The organism is Pseudomonas lijiangensis (assembly GCF_018968705.1).
GTDB classification, from domain to species: domain Bacteria; phylum Pseudomonadota; class Gammaproteobacteria; order Pseudomonadales; family Pseudomonadaceae; genus Aquipseudomonas; species Aquipseudomonas lijiangensis.
Genome location: NZ_CP076668.1, coordinates 5702501 through 5718386, shown reverse-complemented (window position 1 = coordinate 5718386; position 15886 = coordinate 5702501). Strand labels below are relative to the sequence as shown.

The 15886-nt window shown below is 58.3% G+C and carries 18 protein-coding genes (1 of these 18 only partly in view); 6 read left to right on the top strand and 12 right to left on the bottom strand.

All coding sequences use genetic code 11. The features are described from left to right. Positions 1-71: 71 nt before the first annotated feature. Together ubiA and KQP88_RS24500 are read right to left on the bottom strand one after the other, a co-directional pair. Positions 72-962: a 4-hydroxybenzoate octaprenyltransferase gene (ubiA, locus tag KQP88_RS24505; RefSeq protein WP_216704430.1), complete on the bottom strand. Its 891-nt coding sequence runs from the start codon at positions 960-962 to the stop codon at positions 72-74. Continuing rightward, positions 962-1522: a chorismate--pyruvate lyase family protein gene (locus tag KQP88_RS24500; RefSeq protein WP_216704429.1), complete on the bottom strand. Its 561-nt coding sequence runs from the start codon at positions 1520-1522 to the stop codon at positions 962-964. Before KQP88_RS24500 ends, ubiA begins: the two co-directional genes overlap by 1 nt. A 212-nt stretch (positions 1523-1734) precedes the next feature. Between KQP88_RS24500 and KQP88_RS24495 the strand changes: the two genes are divergently transcribed. The 5 genes from KQP88_RS24495 to KQP88_RS24475 all read left to right on the top strand — a co-directional run bounded on the left by KQP88_RS24495 (position 1735) and on the right by KQP88_RS24475 (position 4921). Continuing rightward, entirely contained in the window at positions 1735-1902 is a 168-nt protein-coding gene (locus tag KQP88_RS24495; protein WP_216704428.1) for a rubredoxin, read from the top strand. A gap of 137 nt (positions 1903-2039) precedes the next feature. Further along, positions 2040-3188 carry an NAD(P)/FAD-dependent oxidoreductase gene (locus KQP88_RS24490; RefSeq protein WP_216704427.1) on the top strand — a complete coding sequence of 383 codons (1149 nt, stop codon included), beginning with the start codon at positions 2040-2042 and terminating at the stop codon, positions 3186-3188. Positions 3189-3379: 191 nt separating this feature from the next. Then, positions 3380-3655, top strand: a complete 276-nt coding sequence (locus tag KQP88_RS24485; protein ID WP_025262535.1) for an HU family DNA-binding protein — start codon at positions 3380-3382, stop codon at positions 3653-3655. Positions 3656-3929: 274 nt separating this feature from the next. Continuing rightward, positions 3930-4373, top strand: a complete 444-nt coding sequence (locus KQP88_RS24480; protein WP_216704426.1) for a hypothetical protein — start codon at positions 3930-3932, stop codon at positions 4371-4373. Positions 4374-4537: 164 nt separating this feature from the next. Then, positions 4538-4921, top strand: a complete 384-nt coding sequence (locus KQP88_RS24475) for a helicase (RefSeq protein ID WP_216704425.1) — start codon at positions 4538-4540, stop codon at positions 4919-4921. Position 4922: 1 nt separating this feature from the next. Here the strand turns inward: KQP88_RS24475 and KQP88_RS24470 are convergent, their stop codons facing one another. The 10 genes from KQP88_RS24470 to KQP88_RS24425 all read right to left on the bottom strand — a co-directional run bounded on the left by KQP88_RS24470 (position 4923) and on the right by KQP88_RS24425 (position 14776). Further along, the gene (locus tag KQP88_RS24470; protein ID WP_216704424.1) at positions 4923-6884 is read right to left on the bottom strand and encodes a DUF7844 domain-containing protein; all 1962 of its coding nucleotides are present in this window, start codon (positions 6882-6884) and stop codon (positions 4923-4925) included. Beyond that, positions 6881-7201: a DUF2388 domain-containing protein gene (locus KQP88_RS24465; RefSeq protein ID WP_025262532.1), complete on the bottom strand. Its 321-nt coding sequence runs from the start codon at positions 7199-7201 to the stop codon at positions 6881-6883. Before KQP88_RS24465 ends, KQP88_RS24470 begins: the two co-directional genes overlap by 4 nt. A gap of 36 nt (positions 7202-7237) precedes the next feature. Further along, positions 7238-7543, bottom strand: coding sequence for a DUF2388 domain-containing protein (locus tag KQP88_RS24460; protein ID WP_025262531.1), 306 nt, complete (start codon positions 7541-7543; stop codon positions 7238-7240). A 74-nt stretch (positions 7544-7617) separates the two neighbouring features. Beyond that, positions 7618-7935 (bottom strand): DUF2388 domain-containing protein, encoded by a 318-nt coding sequence (locus KQP88_RS24455; protein ID WP_216704423.1) that lies wholly within the window; start codon positions 7933-7935, stop codon positions 7618-7620. 380 nt (positions 7936-8315) lie between these two features. After that, positions 8316-8531, bottom strand: a complete 216-nt coding sequence (locus KQP88_RS24450; RefSeq protein WP_025262529.1) for a DUF1127 domain-containing protein — start codon at positions 8529-8531, stop codon at positions 8316-8318. 320 nt (positions 8532-8851) lie between these two features. Further along, complete coding sequence (locus KQP88_RS24445) at positions 8852-10345, bottom strand: acetyl-CoA hydrolase/transferase family protein (protein WP_216706038.1); 1494 nt, start codon at positions 10343-10345, stop codon at positions 8852-8854. A gap of 180 nt (positions 10346-10525) precedes the next feature. Continuing rightward, positions 10526-11980: an NAD(P)(+) transhydrogenase (Re/Si-specific) subunit beta gene (locus KQP88_RS24440; RefSeq protein WP_216704422.1), complete on the bottom strand. Its 1455-nt coding sequence runs from the start codon at positions 11978-11980 to the stop codon at positions 10526-10528. Then, positions 11980-12300: an NAD(P) transhydrogenase subunit alpha gene (locus KQP88_RS24435; RefSeq protein WP_025262526.1), complete on the bottom strand. Its 321-nt coding sequence runs from the start codon at positions 12298-12300 to the stop codon at positions 11980-11982. Before KQP88_RS24435 ends, KQP88_RS24440 begins: the two co-directional genes overlap by 1 nt. Positions 12301-12310: 10 nt before the next feature. Further along, entirely contained in the window at positions 12311-13432 is a 1122-nt protein-coding gene (locus KQP88_RS24430; protein ID WP_216704421.1) for a Re/Si-specific NAD(P)(+) transhydrogenase subunit alpha, read from the bottom strand. 435 nt (positions 13433-13867) lie between these two features. After that, complete coding sequence (locus KQP88_RS24425; RefSeq protein ID WP_216704420.1) at positions 13868-14776, bottom strand: LysR family transcriptional regulator; 909 nt, start codon at positions 14774-14776, stop codon at positions 13868-13870. 156 nt (positions 14777-14932) lie between these two features. Here KQP88_RS24425 and KQP88_RS24420 point away from each other — a divergent pair, with 156 nt between their 5' ends. Continuing rightward, a protein-coding gene (locus tag KQP88_RS24420; protein ID WP_200994362.1) for an acyl-CoA dehydrogenase crosses the window boundary here: on the top strand, positions 14933-15886 show its 5' portion. Its footprint extends 228 nt past the window's final position; only the first 954 of its 1182 coding nucleotides appear in the window; the start codon lies at positions 14933-14935; the stop codon falls past the right edge of the window.

The window sequence follows — 15886 nt, the reverse complement described above, 5'->3', positions numbered from 1 at the left end:
GGGGCGCATTAGATAACGGAATTATTGCAGTCGTGTGACATCTTCGGATGAGGCTAGCATGGGGCCTGAAATCAGCGCAGTGCGTAGTCCGCCACAATACCCAGGAAAATGACCAGGCCTGCCCAGTGGTTATGCAGGAAAGCCTTGAAACAGGCGTCCCGGTCCTTGAAGCGGGTGGTCCGGTATTCCCAGGCAAAACAGCCGGCGGCCACCAGCAGACCCGTGTAGAAAAAGGCGCCGAGTTCGAAACGCACGCCGGCCAGGATCAGGCAGCCCAGTGCCAGCCCCTGGAGCGTCAGGATGATGATGCGGTCGGCATCCCCGAACAGCACGGCAGTGGATTTCACGCCGATTTTCAGATCGTCGTCGCGATCAACCATGGCGTAGTAAGTGTCATAAGCCACAGTCCACAGCAGGTTGGCGATGTAAAGCAGCCAGGCGGCGGCAGGCAATGCGCCTGTTTCTGCCGTGAAGGCCATGGGCATTCCCCACGAGAACGCGGCACCCAGGACCACTTGCGGGTAATAGGTATAACGCTTCATGAACGGATAACAGGCGGCCAGCGCCAGACCGCCGAACGACAGCCAGACAGTCGTCGAATTGGTCAACAGCACCAGCAGAAAGCTCAATGTCACCAGAATGGCGAACAGTGCCAGTGCCTCTCGCGAACTGACCTTGCCACTGACCAGCGGACGCTGCTCGGTGCGTTTTACATGGCCATCCACCTTGCGATCCGCGAAGTCGTTGATGACGCAGCCGGCGGCACGCATCAGGAACACGCCGGTCACGAAAATCAGCACATTGCCCAGCGAGGGCGAGCCTTTACCGGCAATCCACAAGGCCCAGAGCGTTGGCCACAGCAGCAGGTAGACACCAATCGGCTTGTCGATGCGGGTCAACTGGATGAAGTCCCAGGCGCGAGGGTTCAGGCGATTGAGGGATTTGAGCAGCGACAGGTACATCAGGAGTGTTCCTCGCTCATGAGCACGTTCCAGAAATTTGGCAGGAAAATCTCGGCGACCAGCACGCTCAGCGGGCCACGGCTGAAGCACGAGCGGCGTGCCCACAGATCGCAGGCGGCATCCGCTTCGGGCAGCCAGGCCTCTGGGTAGCGACAGACCTGCAGCGGTCCGCGCTCGAAGGCCTTGTCGCTGAACAGCAACTCGCCCAGCGAGCGTGTTCCCAATTCATCCATGTTCAAGCCGCCTTCGAGCAAAGCGCTGCGTGCTGCAACGCTGCGGGCGAATACCCACTTCTCGCCGTTACCACGTAAATACACTTCACGCACCCAGCCCAGGCTGGCGTCGGGTAGCTCAAGCGCGGTGCATTCGTCAGGGCGCAGCGGCTGCCAGCCTTCAAACAGCAGCGTGACGCTGAAACCGTCTGACGACAGGCGCGTCAGGCGTCGGGTCAGGGAGTCCTGGTTGAACAGCCAGTCGAGAATCAAGGGGCCTGGCACATCGGCCATTTGCTCGTGTTCAAGCCAGACGGGGGCAGGCAGTGCGGGGTTTTGCTGGGACACGGTAAGCGATTATCGGCAGCCATCAAGGAGTGCGAGCTTAGCATGATTGCCGGGGTTGACCGACGATGGGCAGAGTACCCGGTATCACAAACAGGCTTGCATATGCTTGCCGTGGACAGTACAAACCTCGCGGGGATTTGACTCCTGCACCCGGACCGGTGGCAATCGACCGCTGCGCCAGTATTTAGCCTGATCATCGAGGGACCCGAACCATGAAAAAGTGGCAATGCATTGTCTGCGGCCTTGTCTACAACGAAGCCGATGGCTGGCCCGATGACGGTATTGCGCCCGGCACTCGCTGGGAAGATGTACCCGAAGACTGGCTTTGCCCGGATTGCGGCGTCGGCAAGATCGACTTTGAAATGATTGAAATCGGCTGATTTGTGTAGGACCGGACTTATCCGGGAACGCTGTGACTGACGATGAAGATGCAGTGAGCGTAAAGGCCCTTCCCGGATAAATCCGGTCCTACAGTAATGCGTCTGACCATGACGTTGGATTTTTGATGAGAGAAGTAATGAGCGCACCTGTCGTCATCATCGGCACCGGCCTTGCGGGTTATAACCTCGCCCGCGAGTTTCGCAAACTGGACGGCGAAACGCCGTTGTTGCTCATTACGGCCGATGATGGCCGCTCCTACTCCAAGCCCATGCTGTCCACCGGCTTTGGCAAGAACAAGCAAGCCGACGAGCTGAGCATGGCGCAACCCGGAGCCATGGCAGATCAGCTCAAGGCAGAGGTGCGCACTCATACCCGCATCAGCGGTATCGATCCAGGCCACAAGCGGCTGTGGATCGGTGAAGAGGCGGTGTATTACCGCGATCTGGTGCTGGCCTTGGGAGCGGAAACCATTCGGGTGCCTGTGGAAGGGGATGCACAGGACGTTATTTTCCCGATCAACGACCTTGAGGATTACGCCCGTTTTCGCGCTGCAGCCGCAGGCAAAAAACGGGTCCTGATTCTGGGTGCCGGCCTGATTGGTTGTGAGTTTGCCAACGATCTGATTATTGGCGGCTATGAAGTCGATCTGGTCGCGCCTTGCGAGCAGGTCATGCCGACCCTGTTGCCTCCCGCTGCTGCGGCTGCCGTGCAGGCGGGACTCGAAGGCATTGGCGCTCGCTTCCATCTGGGGCCGGTTCTTACCCGTCTTCAGCGCAATGAACAGACACTTGAAGCGCATCTCTCCGATGGGCAAGTGATTGCCTGCGATCTGGTCGTCTCGGCCATCGGCCTGCGTCCACGAGTCGATCTGGCTGCCGCAGCAGGTTTGCTGACCGGGCGCGGCGTCGTGGTTGATCGGCTCCTGCAGACCTCCCACGCCAATATCCATGCCCTGGGTGACTGTGCTGAAGTCGATGGTCTGAACCTGTTGTACGTCATGCCGTTGATGAGCTGCGCCCGTGCCTTGGCGCAGACTCTCGCGGGTACGCCGACTGCCGTGAAATATGGCCCGATGCCAATCACTGTAAAGACGCCGGTTTGCCCTCTGGTGGTTTCGCCACCTCCTCGTGGTACCGAAGGAACCTGGAGTGTCGAAGGCCAGGGTGCAGAGATAAAAGCCCTCTGCCATGACGCCGAAGGCCGATTGCTGGGTTACGCCCTGACGGGAGCCGCGGTGTCGGAAAAACTGGCCCTGAACAAGACGTTACCTGCGTTATTGCCCTGAATATGGGGCGTTTTGTCGGATAGGTCGCTTTTTTCGTCCTATAAACGTTACGCATGTACTGGCGCGTGCCTCGTCGGCATGCCATCCTCGGTTACGTCTGCCGCTACGTAGAGCCGTTGCGGCACCTTGTCGCTGCTTTGCATAAGGCAGTACGGGACATAAAAACAAAAAACCGTAAAGAGGCTTCATACATGCGTAAACCAGATATCGCAGCCGCTATTGCTGAAAAAGCGGATCTCACCAAAGAGCAATCCAACCGCGTTCTCAACGCCATTCTCGAAGAAATCACCGGCGCACTGCACCGCAAGGACAGCGTGACACTGGTGGGCTTCGGTACCTTCCTGCAACGCCATCGCGGTGCCCGCACCGGCAAGAACCCGCAAACGGGTGAACCTGTGAAAATCAAAGCCAGCAACACCGTTGCCTTCAAGCCTGGCAAGGCTCTGAAAGACAGCGTCAATCCATAACATCCACTGCGCGCCTTGGCGGGAGGCGAGCAGTCACCGGACGGGCATACCCATTGGATGGGGTGCCCGTTTTTTTGTCTGATACAGCCATAAATGGTCGTTTGATTAGGTTTTTGAGTGGCCTGACTGTTTTCGAATTGTTTTTAGAAATTTCCTACCTCAAGGTGTTATTTGTCTCTTCTAGCGTAGGAATCTCCTGACTTTTTCCAACGGTTCATTTCCTTAAAGTGCCGCCCCTGCTGCACCTCATTAAAAATGACCCTTGGAATCAAGAATGAAAAAATTATGGATGACTGCTGCGCTTGCAACTCTGATCGCTACCACCAGTGGCTGTGTGAGTTACAACGTGAGCCAGCCGACTGCACCGCTGGAAGGCGTGGTCAAAACGGATCTCAAGGCTGACGTCAAAGTGGGCGATGCTATCAGCGGCGAATCGTCGACCAACATTCTGTTCAACTTCCTGAGCTTTGGTGGCGATAACCACTACGCCGATGGCGTTGTTTATGGTGGCGCCAGTGGTGGTGGCGGTCTGAGCCTGCCTCTGCCTGATCCGGTTTCGACAACCAAGGCTGCGGCTGCCTACAAGGCTGTCAAATCGTCCGGTGCCGACCTGATCGTCGCGCCGCGCTATGAAGTCAATGTTCAGGACTACTTCATCTTCAAGAAGGTGAATGTGAAGGTCACGGGCAACAAAGGCAGCATCAGCAGCATCCGCTGATCTGATCTGCTCGGTAACGCTGCTCTCCCCGCGGGGCGGCGTTTCCGGAGTAATGATCCGATCTTCGCCGAAAATACGATTGTCCTACACGATTGCCCGCTATAACCCGCTACACTGCCCACCATTCGCTCTGACCGAGCTGACTTTCTGCTGAGGCAATGTGTATGAAGTTTCGTTTCCTGCTCTGGATGCTGGGCCTTCTGATGGCTCGGGCCAGCCGTACCAATCCTGCGTTTCAGCAGCAGCTTGCCGACAAGGAGCTGACCTTTCAGTTGCAGACTGCCGATGGCAAGGTCGCTCGTCATTTCATCGTCAGTGGCCAGCGCATTCGCAGTGCCGGTGGCGTAGTTGCCGAACCTGCATTTGCCATTGTCTTTCGCGACGCGGCCTTCGGGTTTGCCACGATGCAGGCCAGCAACAAGCAACTGGCGTTCATGAAGGGAATTCAGGACAAGGACATCCAGATCAAGGGTAATACCTCGCTGGTGATGTGGTTTCAGGGCCTGACCAAGTACCTGAAACCGAAACCTAAAAAGAAGGCCAGCTGATTCAAGGCAACTGCAAGCCGCCTGCGGCTTTGTGAAGTTCGCGCAAGTGTTCACCCATCTGTTTGAGATTGGCTTCGTTGGCCGCGATTTCAGTGGCGCGTTCCGGCTCAAGCAAGGCACGTACTTCCTTGTCGAGATCGCCGGTCAGACGCTTCAATTGCTTCTGGCGCTGGCTGCTCTCGGCTTCAAGCCGCTGCCACTCGCCCGCCTGTGGCAAGCCATAACCACTGCTGCCCAGCAGTTCGGCCGGACGGCTGAGAAAGCCGCTGCTGGCGAGAATCTCTTGCAGCGTCTTTGACGCCTGGGAGACGCTGCCGTCTTTCTGCTCCCTTGCTCCGAGATAGCGTTGCTTCACTTCGTCCTGGGCCAGCAGCAATTGCCGGCGCAGGCTTGCCTGCTCCAACAGCAGAATGGCGGCACTGGTGCGCAGATCGGCTTTATCGAACCACTGGCTGCGTTCTTTGGCTGACAGCAGCAGCCAGTCTTCGACCGTGGTCTGCGGGATGGGCAGATGCTTCTTCAAGACCTCGAACATCGCCTGATAGCGGTCGCGATAGGAGTCGAAGCGATAACCCATGCGCAGCGCTTCCTTTGGATCGTCCAGCACGCTGGTGTCGGCAAGGCCACGGCCTTTGAGCACCTCCAGCAAGCCGTTGGGCAGGATGCTGTCCAGGCCGACAAGCTTGGGATTATGGGTGCCGCTGCGTAGCAGCTTGAGGTTTTCCACAGCACAGTTGTTGGACAGGAAGTAATAGTTGCCGTCGTAACTCCAGTGCATCTCGGCCGCATGCTGCACCAGCCCTTCGATTTCCGGGCGGGACAGTTTGATCGGCACGGAGGCGAGGCTGCGCAGTTCGGTCTTGGTGTATTCGTCGATGACCTGGGCCAGCGGCAGCACAAACAGTCGCGACGGGTAGGCGCCCATCAGGCCGTCCCAGCTGGACAGTTGCACATCGCCCACGAATGCCCGGTAAGACAGGACCAGATGCTGATCCAGATCCAGACGGCAATCAGGCCCGCGTGGTCGTCCCGGCTTGCAGATCACCAGACGCAACATGCTGTGGCCCCAGCGGCTTACCCAGTTCTGGTTGGCTTCAGCCAGCAGGTAGTCGACTTCATAGACCCGTTCCGGATCAAGCTTGCCCAGAGGTTCGCGTCCGAAATCGCTCCCCGCATTCAGGTACGGGAAGAAGGACGGGCATTCGTCTTTCTGTGGCGGAGCCCAGCCGAAATGTTCCTTGTAGTAGGCGTACAGGGCCGGACGACGGCAGGCGTAGGCCGGATCGAGCAGGAAGTACTCCATGTTCACAGCCACGAATTCCAGCGGGCTGGTGGTTTCGTAGATGTCCGGGCTGCGTGCGACCTGCCCGTTGTGTTCCTCCCGCTCGCCGCGTCGGCCGACATATTGCGGCCAGCCTGCCAGGTCCAGCAGGCGCGGGTCATCGCTGAGGGTGAAGCGTCGCTCGGTTTCGCCACGGCAACTGTCAGGCAGGCCGATGTTGCCTGCTGAACTGTGCTGGCGTGAGCAGCGGAATATCAGGACGCGTTGCGTTGAAGACCACAGGCGGGCGCGGTCGTAGACGTGGGTCAGCTCGTGCAGAACCGTGGCGAGCATTTCGCGCCGGACCGTGCCGTGAGGGCGTCCGGTCTGGGTGTTGGCTGCCGAGCCGTCGGTCAACGGCGCCAGCAGTTTTGTATTGAGATAAAGCTGGTAGGGACCGGCAGCCTGGCCATAGGCGTTCTCAGGCATATCGCCCGACCAGCGCACTTCGACACGCCGGTCCAGATCCTTGATGAAGCTGGGCGGCAGGGCGCGCATGGCTTCATCAAGGAGTGTCTGGCTCGCATGTTGTTGGGCTGGGGTCAGGCCGTCGGTCTGCAGCTCAAGCGTCAGGCTGGCAAGAGCATGGGATGCGACCAGCGACAATGCGCCGGCAAGCAGCCAGGCGCCAAGTCGTCTCACAGAGCGAGAATGGCTTCGGCGAGTGTCCGGTCACTGGCATCACGTGCTTCAGGCACGCGGGTGCGCAGGGTATCGAAAGCGGCATCGAGTTGCGCGCCGTGGATGTCACCGTCGCTGGCGACATAGCTGGCGGCGTCGTCTTTGGCCTGGATCACGACCTTGGAGTCGCGAATGGAGGTCGTGGTGTCCGAGGTGAAGTCGATGGAACGACCGAAAGCGCGAACGATGATATTGCTCGTGGCCACGACGGTCTGGGCCTGGGCAATGTCTGCCATTACTAGCAGGCCAAGGGTAGCGGCAATCAGCGGGGTACGCATGTAACGTCTCCAGTTACGCAAAGAGGTCGAAAGTGACTATTGGACGAGGATTGTTTCTGCCAGTTCAAGGTCGCTGGCATGAAGTTTTGACTGGGTGTTTCGCAGGTTGCGCAATGCTGATTCCAACCGGACACCACGGATCTGGCCGTCAGTGGCGACGAAGGCAGCCGCATCATCCTGAGCGGCCAGGATCAGCTTTCTGTCGAAAGGCGCCGTGGTGACCTGAGTGGTGACGTATCCGGTAATGACCAGGCTCTGTGTTGTCGTATCGAAGGCCTGAGCCGGGCTGACCCAGATCAGGCTGGCGACTGGAGCTGCAAACAGAAGAGGTAATAAACGCATGGCTTTCAATGGCTGGCAAAACGAGGCCCAAGGCTAGCGCAATGCCTGGCCTTGAGCTACCCCCGGTCGCTGGTTCAGATGGCCAGAATGGCCTGGGCCAGTTGTGTATCTGTTGCGCTCAGGTTCGGGTATTGCTGGCGAATGTGCTGGAACGCACCTTCCAGTTGAGCACCGCGGATGTCGCCTTCGCTGGCCACGAAGCTGGCAGCTTCGTCACGGGCGGCGCGGACGATCTTGTCGTCTCTCAAGGAAGAAGAGGCATCGGAAGTGGCTTCGCTGGAAGCTGCCACAGCACCCACGACAGCATCGGTCGTGACGATGAAGCTGGTGGCGTTTGCATTGGCAGCCGCTGTCAGCAGTGCGGCTGCAGCGAGGATACGGAACAGAGTCATGGTGGAATTCCAAAGTGTGACGGAGTGGGCATTAGCCTATCGCAGCCGTCATGAGATTGTCATTGCAGGGTGCAGGCCGGTGGGCGAATGGTTGATGTGCAGGCTGTGTGGGACCGGATTTATCCGGGAAGAGGCCCGTACATTCTCTGTATCTCTGTTGGCAGCGAATGAAGCTTCCCGGATGAATCCGGTCCCACCTGTCAGCAGCCATGGGCCAAACTGTACAGGTATTTATTCTCTTTGGTAAAACTGTACCTGTTCCGGGATATTTCAGTCCACAAACGACAAGGCCCGTCTCGGTTACCTGAGACGGGCCTTGTGTTAAACAATTTGGGGTGCTGGTGAGAGACCTTTCAGGTCTGGACCAGCGGGCGCTTCAGTTAGCGCCAGAACGGCTTGCTCAGCTCTTCGTAACGCTGTGCTTCGCTGATACCTGCGTCGGCGAGAAGACGTGCATCCAGGCGAGCCAGTTGGTGGCGGCTGGAGAGGCGACGCTGCCAGAGCATCAGGTTGGCGAGTACGCGCAGAGGCCATGCAGCTTGAGCGGTGTTGACGGTGCTTTCGTTGAACAGGTCGGAACTGACTGTACGTTCCATGGTGTGACTTCCTTCCGCTTGTGGCGGGTTTAGAGAATGACTTGACTGGTGCCTATCTTCCTCTCAGTCGGCCAGTATCTATAGACACAGTTCATTTGTATTGTGATGGTTCAGTTAACTGTTTATAGGCACTGTTTTGTTCATAAATGGGGCAACTGTACCGGTTAGCACTTATATGGTGCATTTTGTGGTCGAGCTTGGTGAGTTTTGCTGTTTTGAGCCGTTTTTTGACCAGTACAGAAGTACAGTTTGTTTCAGATGGGTTGAGTGAAGCTGGAAAGTGAGCAAAGAAACCTCTTGCTAACTTGCAACTGTGTTCCTCAGGTCGGCAGCATGCGACCCGTCTCTTCCAGATTGATGTGCCAACTCAGTGCTTCGCGCAGGATGTGCGGGGTGTGTCCGCCGATGGCGCAGGCGGCCGCAAAGTATTGATTCAGAGCCTCGCGATAGTCTGGATGCACGCAATTGTCGATGATGATCCGGGCGCGTTCGCGAGGTGCCAGGCCGCGCAGATCGGCCAGACCCTGCTCGGTCACGAGGATGTCCACATCGTGTTCGGTATGGTCCACATGGCTCACCATGGGCACCACACTGGAAATCGAGCCGCCCTTGGCGATGGATTTGGTGACGAAGATGGCCAGGTGGGCATTGCGCGAGAAGTCGCCGGAGCCGCCGATGCCGTTCATCATCCGGGTGCCGCAGACGTGGGTCGAGTTCACGTTGCCGTACAGATCGAACTCCAGTGCCGTGTTGATGCCGATGATGCCCAGGCGGCGAATGACTTCAGGGTGGTTGGAGATTTCTTGCGGGCGCAGCACCAGGCGTGACTTGTAGCGATTGAAGTCCGAGAACACCTGCTCGTGCTTGGCGGCGGACAGGGTCATGGAACTGCCGGATGCGAAGCTCAGTTTGCCTGCATCGAACAGGTCGAAAGTCGAGTCCTGCAGCACTTCGGAATACATGGTCATGTCATGGAACGGCGAGTCCAGCAGGCCGTGCATCACGGCATTGGCGATGGTGCCGATCCCCGCCTGCAGCGGCATCAACTGGTTGGTCAGCCGGTCTTCGCGCACTTCCTTCTTGAAGAACTCCACCAGATGGTTGGCGATGGCCTGGGTCTCGGCATCCGGCGGCAGTACAGTTGAAGGTGAGTCGGCCTGATCGCTGATGACAATACCGACGATCTTCGCCGGGTCGATCTTGACGGCGCTGCTGCCGATGCGCGAATCGGCATCCAGGACCGGAATCGGCAGGCGGGTCGGCCGATAGCTGGGAATATAGATGTCGTGCAGGCCTTCCAGCTCCAGCGGCTGTGACAGGTTGATCTCCACGATGACCTGCTTGGCCAGGATCGCGAAGCTGGCCGAGTTGCCGACCGACGTGCTCAGCACCAGATGGCCTTCTTCGGTAATCGCCACGCATTCGATGACGGCCAGATCCACTGCCTTGATCTGGCGGTTGCGCAACTGTTCAACGGTATCGGACAGGTGCTGGTCGATGAACATGACCGTACCGTTATTGATGGCTTTGCGCAGCGTATTGTCGACCTGGAAGGGCATGCGACGAGACAGCACGCCGGCTTCGGTCAACTGCTTGTCCAGATCGTTGCCCAGGCTGGCGCCGGTCATCAGGCTTATCTTGAGCGGCGACACTCTGGCGCGTTCGGCCAGTGCATGGGGAACGGCCTTGGCTTCACCGGCGCGGGTGAAGCCGCTCATGCCGACGGTCATGCCATCTTCAATCAACGCTGCAGCCTCTGCTGCGCTCATTACCTTGCTCATCAAAGAAGGCAAACGTATACGGTCGCGGTACATGGATTCTGTCTCGAAGGTGGAAGCGAGGGTCAAGTCTAGAGACTTGGGGTTTTTCCGTCCCGCGACCAAGGTCGCATTGGAGGGCTCTAATTAGGGCCTTTCAAGGCAAAACACTGTTACGCGGAATGCAAAAAGCCCCAGGCGCAGAACGCACTGGGGCTCTTTCAGGCGGGTTGGAGGCTAAGCGTTTTCCACAGCCTTAACCATGTCCTCGATCACCTTTTTGGCGTCTCCGAACACCATCATGGTTTTATCCATATAGAACAGTTCGTTGTCCAGACCGGCATAACCGCTGGCCATGGAGCGCTTGTTGACGATGATCGTCTTGGCCTTGAAGGCTTCGAGGATCGGCATTCCGGCAATCGGCGATTTGGGGTCGTTGCGGGCTGCCGGGTTGACCACGTCGTTGGCGCCCAGCACCAGCACCACGTCAGCCTGACCGAACTCAGAGTTGATGTCTTCCATCTCGAACACCTGGTCGTAAGGCACTTCGGCCTCGGCCAGCAGCACGTTCATATGCCCGGGCATCCGGCCCGCGACCGGGTGGATGGCGTATTTCACGGTGACGCCGTGATGGGTCAGCTTTTCAGTCAGCTCTTTGAGTGCATGCTGCGCCCGTGCGACTGCCAGGCCGTAGCCTGGAACGATGATCACGGTGTCGGCGTTGGTCAGCAGGAACGTGGCATCGTCGGCCGAACCGGATTTGACCGGACGCGCTTCCTTGGCACCTGCCGGGCCACCGGCTTCGGTTGCGCCGCCGAAACCGCCACCGATCACGTTGAAGAACGAGCGGTTCATGGCCTTGCACATGATGTAGGACAGAATCGCGCCCGAAGAGCCCACCAGCGAGCCGGCAATGATCAGCATCGAGTTGTTCAGCGAAAAGCCGATACCTGCTGCCGCCCAGCCCGAATAGCTGTTGAGCATCGACACCACCACGGGCATGTCAGCGCCGCCAATCGGGATGATCAGCAGCACGCCGATCACGAAGGCCAGGGCCAGCATGATGGCGAAGGCGGTCAGGTTGCCGGTGAACATGAACGTCAGGCCAAAGAACAGCGTGGCGAGCCCGAGAATCAGGTTCAGCTTGTGCTGTCCGGCAAACTGTACCGGTGTGCCCTGGAACAGACGGAATTTGTACTTGCCCGACAGCTTGCCGAAGGCGATCACCGATCCGGAAAAGGTGATTGCCCCGATGGCTGCGCCGAGGAACAGCTCCAGGCGGTTACCGGTGGGGATCGAATCGCCAAGGTTGCGCACGATGCCCAGCGATTGCGGCTCGACCACGGCGGCAATGGCGATGAACACCGCTGCCAGGCCGATCATGCTGTGCATGAAGGCGACCAGTTCCGGCATTTTGGTCATCTCGACACGCTTGGCCATGATCGACCCCGCCGTGCCGCCGACCAGCAGGCCGACCACGATATAGCCAATGCCCGCGCTGGTGCCTTCGACGGTCGAAAGGGCCGCCAGTTTGAAGACCAGGCCGACGGTGGTTATCACCGCCAGGCCCATGCCCAGCATGCCGAACAGGTTGCCGCGACGGGAGGTTGTGGGGTGCGAGAGTCCTTTGAGCGCCTGAATGAAGCAGACCGAAGCGACCAGATACAGCAGGGTGACCAGATTCATGCTCATTACTTCTGCACCTCGTCTTTTGCCTTGGGTGCTTTTTTCTTGAACATTTCCAGCATGCGCCGGGTGACCAGAAAGCCACCGAACACATTCACGGCAGCCAGGGCCACGGCAAGCGTGCCCATGATCTTGCCCAGCGGCGTCACCGTCAGGGCGGCGGCGAGCATGGCGCCGACAATCACGATGGCGGAAATGGCGTTGGTCACGGCCATCAGCGGCGTGTGCAGGGCAGGCGTCACGTTCCAGACCACGTGGTAACCGATATAGATCGCCAGTACAAAAATGATCAGGTTATAGATACCAGGGGAGATCAACTCTTCCATTGTCTTGTCCTCAGCCGTTCTTGCGAATGACTTGGCCGTCGCGGCACATCAGGCACGCGGCGACGATGTCGTCTTCGAGATTGATCTGCAACTGGCCGTCCTTGTCGAACAGCAGCTTCATGAAGTCCAGCAGGTTGCGTGCGTACAGCGCCGAGGCGTCAGCCGCGACCATAGCGGGCAGGTTGGTATGGCCGACAATGGTCACGCCGTGCTCCACCACCACCTGATCGGCCACTGTCAGCGGGCAGTTGCCGCCTTGTGCCGCAGCCAGATCGATGACCACCGAGCCGGGCTTCATCTGTGCCACGGTTTCGGCACTGAGCAGCACCGGCGCCTTGCGGCCGGGGATCAGTGCGGTGGTGATCACGATGTCCGACAGTCTGGCGCGTTCATGCACGGCGACGGCCTGACGCTGCATCCAGCTTGCAGGCATTGGACGTGCGTAGCCGCCAACCCCTTCGGCGCACTCGCGCTCTTCATCGGTTTCGTACGGCACGTCGATGAATTTGGCGCCCAAGGACTCGATCTGCTCTTTGACGGCAGGTCGCACGTCGGAAGCCTCTACTACCGCACCCAGTCGCTTGGCAGTGGCAATGGCCTGCAACCCGGCAACACCGGCACCGAGCACCAGAACCCGGGCAGCTTTCACGGTGCCAGCAGCTGTCATGAGCATCGGCATGAAGCGGGGGTAGTGATGGGCTGCCAGCAGCACAGACTTGTAGCCGGCAATGTTGGCCTGGGACGACAGCACATCGAGGCTTTGCGCGCGGGAAGTGCGCGGTGCCGCTTCCAGAGCGAAAGCGGTGATGCCGCGTTCGGCCAGCCTGGCGATGGTCTCGTTATTGAACGGGTTGAGCATCCCGATGACGATCGTGCCGCTCTTTATCAGAGCCAGTTCGCTGTCGTTGGGGGCTGTGACCTTGAGGATCAGCTCACCTGCGAAGGCTTCGCTTGCTCCACCGATGGTGGCGCCCGCTGTTTCATAGGCACTGTCCGGCACGCTGGCATGGATGCCCGCTCCGCTTTGCACAGTGATTCTATGGCCTTGGCTGATCAGCTTTTTGATGGTTTCCGGGGTGGCAGCAACCCGTGTTTCACCCGTTTGGGTTTCAAGAGGAACACCAATGTGCACGTCAAATCTCCTGCGTGATCTTTTTATCTTCATAAATAGGCCAGCGCACTACGGCTGGTGCGTCTGGGGTGGCCGATCAGCATGCCTCGAGGCCTTGAAAGCCTTGGGGGCGGAGCATTCTGCAATTGAAGTCGGGAGGGCTTCAACACATTCTGTAACGAGACTATAAATTAACTACAAGTCATCCTGTGACCTATTGTCGCAAGTAATGGCTGTAAGCCTTTATTTATAGGGCTTTCAGGAGATTCCATCTGGAAAGTGTGGAAAAGAGGATTTTTTCAGTGATTTGCCCTCAACTCTTAAAAATAAGCTAGAGAGCCCGTAAATAAAGAGCATGAGTCAATTTTTTGCGACGTGGTGAAAGATTGTCATGAAGCGACAAAACCTTACATTTGTAGGTGTTTATAAGGCTGCACTACTTTCTGGTTTCGTGTCTCAATCCCTTGCTGGCGGCAGCCTGTAGCCTTTTGCCTGCTCAATCAGCCAATCCCTGAATGCGCGTAAAGACGCTGATTCGACTTTTCGCTCCGGAATCATCAAGTGGTAGGCCTTGATGCTGTCGAGTGCGTGGGTGTTGGCGATGACCAGCCGTTTTTCCTGTAACTCACGCTGGATCAGAAAAGGAGGGATCAGGGCTATTCCCATCTCATGCATCGCTGCCTGGGCAAGCATGGAGAATAGCTCGTACCGAGGACCTGTCATGTCGCGGGGGATATTCAGGTGCTGCGCGTTGAACCACTGCCGCCAGGCGTAAGGGCGCGTGGTCTGTTGCAGCAATGGCATCTCGGCGATCTGCTTGGCATCCAGGTTGTCACGACCTTGCATGAACGCCGGACTGCAGATCGGCATGGGGTTTTCGCCCATCAGGCGATGGGCTTCGGTGCCTGGCCAGTCGGCATCGCCAAAGTAGATGGCGGCGTCGAAATCGGTGTCGGCAAACAGGAAGGGGCGAGTCCGGTTGGTGAGGTTGACCGTGACTTCAGGGTGGCGCTGCTGGAAATCCTTGAGTCGCGGCAGCAGCCATTGCGTGCCGAAAGTAGGCACGACTGCCAGTTCGATCACATTGGCACCTTGCTGACCCATGATCGACAGCGTATCGCGCTCCACTGCATCCAGTTGCGCGGCAACGCGACGGCTGTAGGAAAGGCCGGCTTCGGTCAGCTTCACGCCACGCCTGGAACGTCGGAACAGTTCTACGCCCAGGAACTCTTCCAGGCTGCCGATCTGTCGGCATATGGCGCTTTGGGTCAGTGAAAGCTCGTTTGCCGCCTTGGTAAAGCTCTCGTGGCGAGCGGCGGACTCGAAACTGACGAGTGCGGCTGTGCTGGGGATTTTTCGCCGCATATACGCTGGCCTCACTCGTCGTTGATAAATATGGCGGTTATAGGGATTACGGAGTGAGAAATTAGCACAAGAGCTTGAGTAATCGTCGTTTGTCGCCCTGTGAAAGCGGGTCTAGGATCACTTCACAACATTTGCGAGCGACGCGAGGAGTGAGTCATGGGTGGTAAAGCAAGCTTCAACTGGATCGATCCGCTGCTGCTGGATCAACAGCTCACAGAAGAAGAGCGCATGGTGATGCGCAGTGCTGAACAGTTCGCCCAAAGCAAGCTCGCTCCCCGGGTGCTTGAAGCCTTTCGTCATGAGCAGACCGATCCCGCCATCTTTCGTGAAATGGGCGAGGTCGGCTTGCTGGGTGCGACCATTCCGGAAGAGTTCGGCGGCAGCGGCCTGAATTACGTGAGCTACGGACTGATTGCGCGGGAAGTGGAGCGCGTCGATTCGGGTTATCGCTCCATGATGAGTGTGCAGTCTTCTCTGGTGATGGTGCCGATCAATGAGTTCGGCACCCTGGCCCAGAAGCAGAAGTACCTGCCAAAGCTGGCGTCCGGCGAGTGGATCGGCTGTTTCGGTCTGACCGAGCCTGATCACGGTTCCGATCCGGGTGCGATGATCACCCGGGCGCGCAAGGTCGACGGCGGGTATCGCCTGACCGGCAGCAAGATGTGGATCACCAATAGCCCTATCGCGGATGTGTTCGTGGTCTGGGGCAAGGATGACGAGGGCGACATTCGTGGCTTCGTCCTGGAGAAAGGCTGGGCCGGGCTGAGTGCCCCAGCGATTCATGGCAAGGTGGGATTGCGTGCATCCCTTACCGGCGAGATCGTGATGGACAACGTCTTTGTGCCTGAAGAAAACATCTTCCCGGATGTGCGCGGTCTCAAAGGCCCTTTTACTTGCCTGAACTCGGCCCGCTACGGAATCTCCTGGGGGGCGCTCGGGGCGGCGGAGTTCTGCTGGCACACGGCGCGGCAATACACGCTGGACCGCAAGCAGTTCGGGCGTCCTCTGGCCGCAAATCAGTTGATCCAGAAAAAGCTCGCTGACATGCAGACCGAAATCACTCTGGCGCTGCAAGGGTGTCTGCGACTGGGGCGCATGAAAGACGAAGGT